The following is a 13,747-nucleotide window of genomic DNA, read 5'->3' as shown; positions in this document are numbered from 1 at the left end:
CAACCGTACTATCTGCACTCGCCTGCCTTGTACCAGTTTATAACTTCGCTGACTATAGCATTATATTCATGGATTTTTTGTTATTAGGATGAATTATCAATTGTCTGTAAGTTATTATTATCATTACTATTTTTAATGGTGCATTTGAGTAATAACTGCTTACAAGACCACTGTAAAATTTACAGAACTTCAAATAAAAACTTATAAGAAGGGGATGATTTTATATGGCAAACAAGGTTTAATAATATATCTTAGATAGCAATTATATAGTTATATTCAGAGCTATATATAGGTAAAGGCACGACACTATGTTTAATTTATTATTTTGAGGAGATGATGTGATGAGATTTATGAAACTATCTGTACTTTCAGTAGCAGTATTGGGCACAACTGCGGCAATGGCGGCGCAACCAGCAGCGACAACTTCTACTGTAGAGACACCTCAATATCAATATAACCCAGAAGCAGGTATTATTCGCAATACCACAGGTGCGGTAGTAGGTACCACACGTACTTTATTTGATACGGCCATCCATCCAGCCGCAATCAGTGCTGAGGCGGGTACATTGGGTTATGGTGCAAATGTTGCTTGGGGACTAAATGAGACCACCGAATTACAAGCAGGTTGGGCTGGTGGGGATGCAGCCAGTCTTATTGGAGGTGACTTTGATGCCAATAATGTTAACTATGACTTAGAGACTGACTTTAGCAACCCGTATTTGGGCGTAAATTTACGTCCTGCTGGTAACTGGTTTACCGTTAGCACTGGAATCATTGTTCCTGATAATAAATTTACTGCAAAAGCAAATGCAAAAGAGGCTGGTGATAATGCCTACTATCCAGTTGATGGTAAGCATTATTATGTTGGCACACCAACTAAAGCATTAGAAGCAGGCGATTTAACCAATGTCGGTTCTGTGACGGCTGATATTAAGCATCGTAACAAGCTAGCTCCTTATGCTACCATTGGTTTCCGTCCAAATATTAACAGTAACTGGGGGGTATTTGGTGAGGTTGGTGGTGCTTACCTTGGTAAGGTGAATGCTACAGTAAAAGCAACAGGTGCAAATGGTGCATTGGCTGAGCAAAAAATTGAGAGAGAAATTGAATCAGAAGATTTAATGGAATGGTTACCCATTGCGAAGCTTGGTGTGACTTACCGTTTCTAATTGCATTGCCAATTCAAAAATGAAATAAATATTGCTGCGGCACAAAAAACGACCTTCGGGTCGTTTTTTGCCTCTTATCTTTTTGTTCTTTTTATCTTTGATATGCCTTTAATTTTATTTTAATGTTAATAAGTGGCTATTACAGATAGATTTTTTAGATAGATAATACCTGAGCAGTGAGTTATCACAGAGGGTAACTGATAGTGACTAAGCTGTATTAAGTAGACATCTTGATTGTTGTGATTATTTGCCAAATTATGGTCGTGATTATGACAGGGCATTGGCTGTCTGATAATGGATAATAATTGCGATATTATCGAGCTATAATCTTGCTGCAAAAATACACCAAGCTGCTTGCCATTATTTTTTTTAAGTAAAGATTCTGCCAGCATCCAACACAGTTGTTTATAGATATTTTGTTCATTAGGCTGTCGTGTTGCAAGCTGAGAGAGGATATGAGGATGAAAAAAGCGTTTGGCAATACGATCCTCGATGGGGTTTTTTTCTATATCAATGCCAATAGCGTGATTTTTGCTAATGGCACAGGCGACCCATGTTTGAGAATGACTAAAACAAACATAAAATCGTGAGTGTTGTAGACGGTAAGGATAGTGCTGGCTGTCTAGCTGATCAGTGATATTAAGTTTACATAGCATATCGTTAAGCAAACTACGTACCATGGCTTGTTGATAATGGTGTTGTTGCTTTTTAGCCAGTTTGGTTGGGGTAGAGTAGATATGGTGCAGTGGTTGGTTAGCAGTTAATTTGGAAGTTGCTTGCCAGTTTGGGTTGCTAAACTCTGCCACCGCAAGCCATATACTGGCATTATGATCGTTACTGTTAGTCAATTGACCTGTAGCAGAAAAGCTAAATAGCTGCGAAGTAATAAATTGCATGGTTAAATAAAAAACCCAGCAGGCTGCTGGGTTTTTTTACCTCTCGATCAAATACAGTTAGGGTTATTTATCATCTTAATAAGTCTATACGATCACTGATTGATAATCTTAAAGTAAACTTAGTAGGATAAGACAGCACGGCGGTTTAGTGCATAGTCTTGCTCAGTATCACCTACAGGATCAGGATCTTCTTCACCATAGCTGATGGTCTCTATTCTATCAGTTGTAACACCTTTACCTGCCAAATAATCTTTGACAGCTTGGGCACGACGTTCGCCAAGTGCGATGTTATATTCACGGCTACCACGTTTATCTGTATGACCAGCTATCAATACTCTGGCAGTTGGTATGCTAGCTAAAAAGTTAACTTGCTCATCTAAAATTGCACGAGCTTGAGCATCTAATGCGCTGCTATCAAAGGCAAAATATACAGTACTGCGGACTTGCTCTGATGCAATGACCACTTGCTGCGTATTTTGTACTAATGAACCACCACTACCATAAACAGCAGCACCTGGAATTCCCATGGGCGCAACGACAACTTCTGATGTATTTGCCCGCTTAGTAGCACAACCAGATGTGATTGCTAGGGCAGCAGATAATACAGATAGGATGGTAAATTTGGTCATGATTTGCATATATATTCCTCAGCTTGCTTTTAAAATGGTAACTAATTATTTACCCGCTTTTGTTTTCAATAAAGTATGACAAAAGTTGGATGGTACTTCTACATTTATTTAGTATACCCAAACTTGTCACTATATTAGACTCGATGTTAATTTTTGTAAGTAGTCTTACTGTAAATTACTAAGGTGAATAATGGCAAAGTTTCAAAGTTTATACAAGAGTTTGTCTGTGTTTATCGAAAATATTTAGGATAAAATAACAAATATTTGTACTCAATATGGCTATTTAAGTAGTAATAAGGCAAAAAAGCATCAATAAGACAAAAGCTTGCCCATAATTTGGCTTGGCTGCATGATGTGAATGGATACAATTTTTGCAGTTTTATAAAAATGGCGGTAGTGTGTTAAGAAGTATGCTACCAGCGATATTTATCAAAGTTTTCGGGGTTTGCCCAATATTTAGCATTGAGCCAGTCAGGTTGTGGTTTATAATCATATAAATTAAATTGCCATATTTTGAGTTTGTTTTTAATCGTATCCATCATCTCATCATGACTGTTGATATCAAGTTGACTATCAACCGCTTTGTTTTTTTTATCACGTTTATCATCAGTTTGGGTATGATTTATTGGCTTACTGTCCTTACTTGGTAAAGATGGTAATGCCATTTTGACAAAACCAAACGCTAATAAGTTGCTATGACTATCGGTTAAGATCAAACTGTGCTGTGCAAAAATATCGCGTAAACGAGTGCTGATATGAGCAGTTAAAGATGTTGCTGTGGTGTTTTTAGCATCTGTATTGTCTGTATCCGTCTGATTAGATTGCTTATTTGTCATTAACTCTTGTAGTAAGCACGTGTCGATATAGCAGCCAAGCTGATATTGTTGATGATAGGTACTGGCTAAAAATTCGGTATTGTCTAAAAATAGCAGCTTTGGGGTTAGCTGATGTTGTGATTGTATTTGCTGCGTGATGGTAGCTGTTAGATGATGCGTTGCTATGTCAATATAATCTTGATGACAGATGATAAGACAAGAAGGTGCAATATTGGTGGTTTTGGGTATTTTAGGTATCGGTTGTGCAGATTGATTTTCCGTTTGTTTCTCTGTTTGAATTGCTACTTGGTTGTCTATTTCCTCTGTTTGTTGTGGCATGGTGAGAGTATGTGATAATACATCGCTGATAATCTGGGCGATGGATTGCCAAATCAAAGTCAGATGATGAGAGTGAGAGTCAATCTCTTTAGTCACATCAGTGATTTTGGTAGCTAAAGATGGCTGCTTAAAATTGGTATCTGGCATATTTGCCATACTATCTCCATATTGGCTGGCTTAAATCAGGGTGATGGGTAGTTATCATTACTAATAGTAGCGCATAAATAAGGGGTTGTATTAGTCAAGATTGACACCCATTATAAACGGTATTCTATAAAGATAAAAAATTAACTAAAAATAAGTGCGGTAGAGCAATTATTTTAATGTATTTAACCATTTAACCATTTAACCATAATTGATAATTAATCGAGTAGAGTTATGACGACGACCAATATGACCGCTGAGCAACAAATCATTGATACTGAGGTGCCAGATGCACCAGCACATGAACCGCAACCTGCCCCAAATAAAGTCTATCTTAAAGATTATAAACCACCTGTATTTGCAGTTGAGCACATCGATTTGGACATTCGTTTGTTTGATGATCATGCGTTGGTGGATAGTAAGCTTGTCATGCAACGTGAACATGAGGGAGTATTATGGCTGGCAGGAGAGGGGTTAGAGCTTGTTAGTATTGCAATGAATGATAAGACATTATCTCCAGATGCCTATGAGGTAGATGAACATGGTTTGCGTATCCATCATGCGCCTAATGCGCTGACATTAGCTATCCAAGTACGTATTGTACCTCAGAAAAATACGGCGCTTGAGGGTTTGTATTTGGCAGGGGATCAGGATGCCAGTAGCAGTGATGCTGAGCAAATGTATGTGACTCAGTGTGAGCCTGAAGGTTTTCGTAAGATTACCTATTATCCTGACCGCCCTGATGTGTTAGCCACCTTTACTACTCGCTTAGAGGCAGATAAAAAATTTCCAACCTTATTGGCAAATGGTAATTTAACAGAGTCAGGTGAGGTGGACGATAACAGGCATTATGCCATTTGGGAAGATCCAACACGTAAGCCAAGTTATTTATTTGCTTGTGTGTTTGCTGATTTGGACGTATTACAAGATAGTTATACCACCAGTGAAGGTCGTGAGGTATTGCTTGAGCTGTATGCGAAGTCTTATGATATTGATAAGTGTCATGTGGCGATGCAAGCGTTGAAAGATGCGATGGCGTGGGACGAAAAAAATTATGGTCGAGCCTATGATTTAGACCGCTATATGATTGTGGCAGTCAGTCAATTTAATATGGGAGCAATGGAGAATAAGGGCTTAAATATCTTTAATACCGCGTGTGTGTTATCTAGCCCTGAAACCACCACCGACAATCGTAGCTTTAATGTCAAAGCGGTGGTAGCTCATGAATATTTTCATAATTGGACGGGCAATCGCATTACTTGCCGTGACTGGTTTCAATTGTGCCTAAAAGAAGGTTTTACTGTTTATCGGGATCAATCATTTTCGGCAGATCAGCAGTCGCCTGCGGTACAGCGTATTGATGATGTGGCAACCCTACGTGCACATCAGTTTAGTGAAGATGCAGGACCATTAGCACACCCACCACGTCCTGATAATTTTGTGGAGATTAATAATTTTTATACCACCACGGTCTATGAAAAAGGGGCGGAAGTGGTACGCATGATTGCCAATACATTGGGTAAAGAAGGCTTTCGTCGTGGTACGGATGAGTATTTTGCCCGTTATGATGGGCAAGCAGTGACGGTTGAAGACTTTTTATCGGCACTGAGTGTGGCAGACAGTACCGCTGAGGACTTTTTGACTTGGTATACTCAGCCTGGTACGCCAAAAGTCTCTGGTACGCACGAGTATGATACAGATAGTCAAACATTGACGCTGAGCTTTTCTCAACAGACCCGCCATGTGGCAGGTTATGACGCACCTAAGTTATTACCCATTCCAATTGCTGTGGCATTATTTGATGCTAAGACAGGTGACTTGCTGACTGAGCAAGTATTGTTATTAACCGAGCAGCAGCAGACATTTAGATTTACTAATATTGGTAGCAGCGATCATACAGCACCGATAGTTTCGGTATTGCGTAATTTTAGCGCACCCGTGCAGCTAGAGTATGATTATAGCGATGACGCATTGGCATTTTTGGTGGCGCATGAAACCAATGGTTTTAATCAGTGGCAACATGCACAGACATTGGTGAATCGTGCGTTATTACAAAAGCATGAGCACACTCATTATTTGTCTGCTATTGGTAAAGCAGTTGAGCGTTTACATAATACCGATGCCATGCTCAGTGCCAGATTGTTTGACATACCCTCGGAGCGAGAATTGGCGACAGCCTTTAGTACAGACTATCAGCCACAAGCAGTGAAACAACAACATCAAGTGCTAAAAAAGGCATTGGCAGAGCACTTAAAGCCACAGCTTACTCAGCTTTATCAGCAATTACCCATTGAGGATTATGCGGATACACCAGAGGCGAATGGACGACGTGCGTTGCGTAATGTGGTGCTTGATATGGCATTAACAGCGGGTATTGATGAAGCTAAGACATGGGCATATACCCAATATGATAATGCCAATTGTATGACTGAGCGTTTGGGAGCGCTACAAGCGATTGTATTTTATGATTTGCCACAAAAAGATAATTATCTACAAGATTTCTACCAACGATTTGAAAACGAAGCCTTAGTGATTGATTTATGGTTTAGTGTGCAGGCATCCGACCCTAATACTGATGTGGCAAGTATTGAAAAGCTGATGGCACATGATAAATTTGATTGGGGTACGCCCAACCGAGTGCGTGCCGTGGTGAGTAGTTTGGCAGCACAGCCCACACTATTATGGAGTGAGCAAGGGTTAGACTTATATACAAAAGTGGTGGCAAAATTGGATCAAAGCAACCCTGTATTGGCATCACGCTTATTGCAAGTGTTGGCACGTTGGTACACCCTAGAGCCAACGTTACAAGCCACTGCCAAACGCTACTTGACGCAATTACGTCCCAAAGTCAGCTCCAAAAATACGTTAGAGAGCTTACAACATATTTTGACAGCACAATAAAATAAGTTAAATCCTACTCATAAAAAAACGCCTAATAAATAGGCGTTTTTTTATTTTATTATGGTTAATAATTGCTACTGGATTTTGCGCAGTGACACTGACTTATATCAATCAGCACATCTTAACGCTTTGCCAAAGACTCTTTAATCATATTACGCAAATTGCGTAAAGAGGCAACAGTACTGTCCCAGTCAAGGCAACCATCGGTGATGGATTTGCCATATTCTAATGTGCTTAAATCTTCAGGAAGATTTTGACGTCCGCCTTTTAGATGACTTTCAATCATCATTCCCATGATAGACTTATTACCGTTTTGAATTTGTTCACCCACATTTTGAATGACCATCGGCTGCAAATAAGGGTCTTTTCCTGAGTTGGCATGGCTGGAGTCAATCATGATTTTGACATTGGCTTTGCCTTTTTCTAGCTCATTTTCTGCTTGTGCAACCGCAGTCTCATCATAGTTAGGTTTACCATTACCACCCCTTAATACCACATGAGCGTACTGGTTGCCTTTAGATTTGATGATACACACTTGACCATCAGCAGATAATCCCAAAAAGCTGTGTCCAGATTTGACTGCATTCATTGCATTGACTGCAACTGTCATGCTGCCGTCAGTTCCATTTTTAAAACCCACAGGGCAAGATAAGCCTGAACTCATCTCACGATGTGTCTGGCTTTCGGTGGTTCTAGCACCAATGGCAGACCAACTGATTAAATCTTGAATATACTGTGGTGTATTGGGATCAAGTGCTTCAGTGGCACAGGGTAGCCCTTTTTCGTTGAGATCAAGTAACAGATTACGCGCCAATCGCAGCCCTTTTTCGATATCAAAGCTGTCATTCATATCAGGATCATTAATCAACCCTTTCCAGCCAGTGGTCGTGCGTGGTTTTTCAAAATAAACCCGCATCACCACAAAAATACTGTCTTGTAATTCATCGGCAAGCACTTTGAGTTTATCAGCATATTCATGGGCAGCTTTGATGTCATGAATGGAGCAAGGACCTACCACAATCAGCAATCGATTATCCTTACCATCTAGAATATTTTGAATAGTCTGCCGTCCTTCGAGCACAGTTTTGTGGGCTTTTTCGGTTAAGGGAAGCTCAGTTTTTAGCTGTGCTGGTGTCATTAAGGGTATGAATTTTTCAATATTCACGTCGTCTATGTCTGCATTATGAGTAATGGGTTGGGTGGTCATAAGAAATAGGCCTGTTATTTTGGCTAGAAAATGAGCGTTAAAGTTAAGCTAATTATGAATTGGCTAAATAAAATACTATTAATAGGTAATCAATACAATGATTAAAACATAAAGATTCATATTGATTCAATTTAACAGAATCTAATCACACAATAAGAATCTATCAATGGTTTGTTTTATTATGAGGACAAACGTTGCTGTTGACAAGTCTAATCCTTTGAAGTTTGCCTGATATATGGCATATATAAAACAAATTTTTGTTATACTGCCATAGAAATTAGGTGAAATAAAATAATAACATAGCAATCATACCAGTTTTTTGGCTGAAGCAGACTTATGTATAGTGAGCAATTAAATTGAGTGGGCACGATATCAGCCATATATCAATCACAGATAAAAACCATATAATATAGAACTAATGATGGTCATGACAGAAATATTGCGCTCATTGATGGTGATGCTTTTGATCATTTGATAAGGAGTATTGATGAACAAATCTCAGCCTGAGCCTCCGCTCACTGCCGACCCGTCTACACAAGTAGCAATTACGGAAAATCAACCTGTACAGTTGCAGCCACTGGTGATTGGTATTGTTGCTGGTGAAGCTTCGGGTGATAGCTTAGGGGCAGATTTTATGCGCCAAATGAATGCGTTATGTGATGATATTGTTTGGGTGGGTGTGGGTGGTGAGTTGATGCAGGCTCAAGGATTGCAGCCATTGTTTGCAATGTCACGGCTATCAGTTATGGGGTTGGTCGAAGTAGTGGGACACCTGCCAGATTTGCTCAAAGCTCGTCGGCAATTGATACAGGCATTTACCAAAGCTAAGATTGATTGGTTTATTGGCATTGATGCCCCTGATTTTAATTTACGAGTTGCCAAAAAACTCAAACCAAAAGGTATATTTTGTGTGCAATATGTCAGCCCTTCTATTTGGGCTTGGCGAGAATCACGTATACATGATATTAAGCAGGCAACGCATTTAGTGCTTTGTTTGTTTCCATTTGAGCTACCGGTATATCAAAAACATAACCATCCAGCAATTTGTGTGGGACACCCATTACTGTATACCATAGATCCTGCTTTGTTAACGACATCATTGCATGACTTGCGTAGAGGGTTGGTATGGAGTAATCCTGAATTAAAACAATTTTTTAATGAGCTGCATCGAGATTTAAGTCAGCTGGTTTGTCTCATGCCAGGCTCTCGTCGCAGTGAAATCAATGCGATTTTACCGTTGATGTTAGATGCCATGCAAAAGCTATTATTGGTTGATAGCCAGTTGTGTTTTATTATTCCCACCATTGATAAAAACCATCAATTTATTGTGCAAGATTTGATTGATGGTCGTAATGAGCAGCTACGCGAAGCGGTGATGGTGGTTTTCGATGATAATAAAAATCACGCCCATTTTAGCCAGTATGTGATGGCAGCCTCTGATTTGGTGATACTCGCTTCGGGTACAGCTACCTTAGAAGCCATGCTATTGCGTCGCCCGATGGTGGTGGTGTATCAACTCAATAAATTGACTTATCAGATTGCTAAGCGTTTGGTAACAGTGCCTTATGTGGCATTGCCTAATATTTTGGCAAATGAGCGCATTGTTCCTGAGCTGATACAAGATGAGGCAACAGGTGAGAGTATTTGTCGCACCGCCACACAGTTATTACAAGCCAGAGGCTGTCAAGAACAGCAAGACAAACTAGATGCGGTCAGTGCTCGCCTGCGTGAGCAGAGTAACCAATCACCTGTGCATGCGGTGATTGATGTATGGATGGATAGCAACTTATGGTAGAACCAACCGATTCCTCTACAAGTCAATCTTTAAATCAGACTTTAACGACTATTGCTTTTTATGATAAACAAACAGGCTGGCAACAAATAGCATTACCAGAGACTATCATCATAGCAGGTGAATTGTTTGTTCAGCGATTGCAGCAAGATATGCAATTGCAAAGTAACCAAATTCAAGACAATCAAACTCAAAGCAATCAAAGCCACGTTGAGCAAGCTAAAAATGAGGTCCACTTTAGCATCGGCATTGATGAAGTTGGGCGAGGTCCTTTATATGGTAGTGTGGTGATAGCAGCGGCTATCTTGCCACAAGCGTACTCGATAGATATTGAAACAGCCTCACTAGCAGATACTCCTTTGGCAGTATTGACAGACTCAAAAAAGCTCACTGAGAAAAAAAGAGAAAGGTTATTTCCTGTGATTAAACAACATGCCATTGGTTATGTCACTGTAGAAATACCCGCATCGGTAATAGATTTACTCAATATTTTTCAAGCAACCATGACAGCAATGCGCTTGAGTGCTGAGGTATTAGTAACTGCTTTAAGTCAAAATATAAAAGCAGTTGATGCTAAGAGGCAAGCCCATTGCTGGATATTGGTTGATGGTAATAAACTGCCACAATTTGCATGGTCACAGCTATATGAACAAGGCATTGCAACCAATGTGGCAATTACCAGTGCAGCATGGATAAAGGGCGATGCAAGACACAGTAGTATGGCAGCAGCCAGTGTGTTGGCAAAAGTTACCCGAGATAGGCAAGTGGTAGCCGATGCCCGCCATTATCCTGAATATCAGCTAGATAAGCATAAGGGCTATCCAACCAAAGTACATCTAGCAGCCATTGCTGAGCATGGTGTATTGCCTCAACATAGACGTAGCTTTGCACCCATTAAAGCGGCACTAGAGATAGAAAAAGAAAGCCAATAGACATGGTATTAAATCCCCATTACCCATTTAATGAGCTGAGCAATACTGGCTACCACAACAAATCCTGCCAAATATAGCCCTATAAACCATGCCCACTGTGATTGCTTTTTTGAAAGTTTCATGGTAATTACTCAAATATTCCCAATCATGAATTAGCCCAACAATTGCACCATTTAATTAATATAAATGCTCATGGGTAGCTTTACCTTTAAACACATAATAGGCATAGCCAGTATAGCTAAGTATCACTGGCAACATAAGACCTGCACCGATGAGCATAAAGGACAGTGAAGTATCAGCAGCAGCAGCTTCATGCATTGTCATCGCATAAGGAACGATATATGGATAGAATGCCGAGCATAGTCCGACATAACCCATAAAAAACATACCAACCGTTAATAAAAATGGGCGGTATTCACGCTTACCACCAAGGTCACGATGCATCACATACGCCAGTGCCGCAACAATCAATGGCATTGGTGCCAAATAAAGTAGCGTTGGGAACGTTAGCCACTCGGAGGTGGCATCGACATTTAAGAATAACATAGCGACTGAAACAGCAATCATAGAGGCAATGAATGCCAATAATAACCGCGTGGCAGTTTTGCGTGCCCAGCCTTGTAGTTTGTCTTCTGATTTGATAATCAGCCATGTTGCACCCAAAAGTCCATAACCGATAATGATTGCCACGCCACACAGTAAGGCGAAGGGGGTGAACCAGTCAAAAGGGCCACCAGCATATAAGCGGTCTTGGACGTCAAGACCTTGCACCAATGCACCTAGCATTACGCCTTGCATAAAGGCAGCGATTATTGAGCCAATATGAAAGCAGTAATCCCAAATAAAGCGTCTATTATGGGACTTAAAGCGAAATTCAAAGGCGACCCCACGCAAAATCAGTCCAAATAACATAAAAGTAACAGGTAAATATAAACCTGTCATGATGATGCCGTAAGCAGCAGGGAAAGCAGCAAATAAACCGCCACCACCCAATACCAGCCATGTTTCATTGCCATCCCAAAAAGGAGCAATGGAGTTCATGATACGGCTGCGATTTTTATCAGAGCCTGCAAAGGGAAATAAAATACCACAGCCCAAATCAAAGCCATCAAGCAGCACATAAATAAATACCGACAAAGCAATCAATCCACCCCAGATGAGTGGCAAATCTAATACTTCACCAAAGTTAAACATTAGCGTAGCCCTCCATCTAGGTCATCATTTTTTTCTAAACTTGTATTGTTATCTGATTTTGTATCTTCACGTGTATTTTCAGCAGGTTTTTGATCACCACTAAGGGTACGCCCTTGTCCTTCAGTGACAGAATGTTCAAAGAAGTTATCATCTTCAAGATCGTCATCAAATGGCTGTGGGCCTTTAGCAATGAGTCTTAAAATATAAATAGTGGCTGCCCCAAAAATAAAGGTATAAACAATAATAAAGCCTGCTAAGGTGGTGGCTACCTGAGAAGAAATATGAGGTGAAGCACTCTCAGATGTACGTATGATTCCATATACTGTCCATGGTTGTCGTCCAACCTCAGTGACAAACCAGCCTGCCAACAGGGCAATAAAACCAAGCGGTGTCATCAACATCCATAGACGATGAAAATTTTTATTATCTAGCGCAAAGTGATTTTTTTTGTAATAACAATAGGCACTATATATGCCAGTTATAATCATGAGTAAGGCAATTCCCACCATAATACGAAATGCCCAAAAGACGATGATAACGGGGGGTTGATCCTCTTCTGGCCAGTTTTTTAGTCCTTTGACTTCTTTATCAAATGAATGGGTTAAAATCAGTCCCGATAAATAGGGGATTTCTATTGAGTAATGATTGGTTTGTGCTTGTTGATCAGGAATGGCAAATAGCCTAAGCGCAGCACCACGTTCATCTTCCCAAATACCTTCCATTGCAGCGACTTTGGCAGGTTGGTGTTCTAACGTATTTAAACCATGGGAATCACCAATGAATGCTTGCAAAGGTGCTATAAATATTGCCATCAGCATTGCCATTCCTAACATCACTTTGCCATGTTCGCGATGTTTTTGGTGTTTTTTGGATTGCAGATAATAAGCCCCAATACCACCAACGGCAAAGGCAGTGGTCAAAAATGCCGCAGTAATCATATGTGCATAACGATGGTGAAAAGAGGGGCTAAAAATAATTTCTAGCCAATCTTTTGGGTACAGTAGCCCATCGTTACCAATAAAAAATCCTTGTGGCGTTTGCATAAAGCTGTTGGCAGATAAAATCCAAAAACCAGAGATTAGGGTACCAATAGCAACCACAGCAGTGGCAGTAAAGTGCATTTTTTTACTCACCCGTCCCCAACCAAAAAGCATGATACCTAAGAAAGAGGCTTCAAGGAAAAAGGCAGTGAGAACTTCATAGGCAAGTAGTGGTCCTAAAACATTACCCACACGGTCAGAAAAGATGGCCCAGTTAGTACCAAACTGGTAGGACATAACCACACCAGAGACGACGCCCATACCAAAGACCACGGCAAAAATCTTTGACCAATGTTTATACACTTCTGCATAAATGGATTTGCCTGTACGCAGCCAACGCCACTCTAAGACAGTCAGCCATGATGCCAAACCAATACTAAATGCTGGGAATACAATGTGAAAAGAGACTACAAAGGCAAACTGAATACGAGCAAGTAAAATGGGGTCAAGTTGGTCTATCATGAGAGATGCCCTTAGGTGTTGTGATATGCCGAATTAGGGTGTCAAATATTATTTATCAAGATATTTATTTTAAATAGAACGTTGTCAGTGGTGATATTAATTACTATCGTACAATCAATAACTTAAAAATAAAATATCTGAAAATTGAGTGAGGTTGTGTGTGATAAAAATAAATAAAAATCTCTGATTACGATAAGTTTTGATTTCAATCGGATTAAAAGTAACCT

At 40.1% G+C, this 13,747-nt stretch carries 10 protein-coding genes and 1 pseudogene; 4 read left to right on the top strand and 7 right to left on the bottom strand.

The features are described 5' to 3' along the window. Positions 1 to 341 precede the first annotated feature (341 nt). A complete protein-coding gene (locus FHK89_RS11100) occupies positions 342 to 1,169 on the top strand; it encodes a hypothetical protein (protein ID WP_230660235.1) in 828 nt (275 codons plus the stop codon). 125 nt (positions 1,170 to 1,294) lie between these two features. Here the strand turns inward: FHK89_RS11100 and FHK89_RS11095 are convergent, their stop codons facing one another. The 3 genes and pseudogenes from FHK89_RS11095 to FHK89_RS11085 all read right to left on the bottom strand — a co-directional run. Continuing rightward, positions 1,295 to 2,065, bottom strand: coding sequence for a 4'-phosphopantetheinyl transferase family protein (locus tag FHK89_RS11095; protein ID WP_230660232.1), 771 nt, complete (start codon positions 2,063 to 2,065; stop codon positions 1,295 to 1,297). A gap of 119 nt (positions 2,066 to 2,184) precedes the next feature. Next, positions 2,185 to 2,703: a peptidoglycan-associated lipoprotein Pal gene (gene pal, locus FHK89_RS11090; RefSeq protein WP_230660229.1), complete on the bottom strand. Its 519-nt coding sequence runs from the start codon at positions 2,701 to 2,703 to the stop codon at positions 2,185 to 2,187. Positions 2,704 to 3,107: 404 nt separating this feature from the next. Further along, positions 3,108 to 3,212: pseudogene (locus FHK89_RS11085) on the bottom strand (DUF6231 family protein); the annotation flags it as partial. Between the two features lie 1,014 nt (positions 3,213 to 4,226). Here FHK89_RS11085 and pepN point away from each other — a divergent pair. Beyond that, positions 4,227 to 6,893, top strand: a complete 2,667-nt coding sequence (pepN, locus tag FHK89_RS11080) for an aminopeptidase N (RefSeq protein ID WP_230660226.1) — start codon at positions 4,227 to 4,229, stop codon at positions 6,891 to 6,893. Between the two features lie 121 nt (positions 6,894 to 7,014). Here the strand turns inward: pepN and FHK89_RS11075 are convergent, their stop codons facing one another. Continuing rightward, positions 7,015 to 8,100 carry a 3-deoxy-7-phosphoheptulonate synthase gene (locus tag FHK89_RS11075; protein WP_230660223.1) on the bottom strand — a complete coding sequence of 362 codons (1,086 nt, stop codon included), beginning with the start codon at positions 8,098 to 8,100 and terminating at the stop codon, positions 7,015 to 7,017. A gap of 487 nt (positions 8,101 to 8,587) precedes the next feature. Here FHK89_RS11075 and lpxB point away from each other — a divergent pair, with 487 nt between their 5' ends. Both lpxB and FHK89_RS11065 read left to right on the top strand, forming a co-directional pair. Beyond that, complete coding sequence (gene lpxB, locus FHK89_RS11070) at positions 8,588 to 9,895, top strand: lipid-A-disaccharide synthase (RefSeq protein WP_230660220.1); 1,308 nt, start codon at positions 8,588 to 8,590, stop codon at positions 9,893 to 9,895. After that, positions 9,889 to 10,824, top strand: a complete 936-nt coding sequence (locus FHK89_RS11065; protein WP_230660217.1) for a ribonuclease HII — start codon at positions 9,889 to 9,891, stop codon at positions 10,822 to 10,824. Before lpxB ends, FHK89_RS11065 begins: the two co-directional genes overlap by 7 nt. Positions 10,825 to 10,832: 8 nt before the next feature. Here the strand turns inward: FHK89_RS11065 and FHK89_RS11060 are convergent, their stop codons facing one another. From FHK89_RS11060 to FHK89_RS11050, 3 genes are read right to left on the bottom strand one after another with little or no spacing between them, the layout of a single operon-like run. Next, a complete protein-coding gene (locus tag FHK89_RS11060) occupies positions 10,833 to 10,946 on the bottom strand; it encodes a DUF2474 domain-containing protein (protein ID WP_230660214.1) in 114 nt (37 codons plus the stop codon). A gap of 55 nt (positions 10,947 to 11,001) precedes the next feature. Further along, positions 11,002 to 12,018, bottom strand: a complete 1,017-nt coding sequence (gene cydB, locus FHK89_RS11055; protein WP_230660211.1) for a cytochrome d ubiquinol oxidase subunit II — start codon at positions 12,016 to 12,018, stop codon at positions 11,002 to 11,004. Then, complete coding sequence (locus FHK89_RS11050; protein ID WP_230660208.1) at positions 12,018 to 13,520, bottom strand: cytochrome ubiquinol oxidase subunit I; 1,503 nt, start codon at positions 13,518 to 13,520, stop codon at positions 12,018 to 12,020. Before FHK89_RS11050 ends, cydB begins: the two co-directional genes overlap by 1 nt. Between the last annotated feature and the right edge of the window lie 227 nt (positions 13,521 to 13,747).

Origin of the sequence: Psychrobacter sp. I-STPA10 (assembly GCF_021012795.1) — a bacterium.
Taxonomy (GTDB): domain Bacteria; phylum Pseudomonadota; class Gammaproteobacteria; order Pseudomonadales; family Moraxellaceae; genus Psychrobacter.
This window is presented reverse-complemented; position numbering and strand designations above follow the sequence as displayed.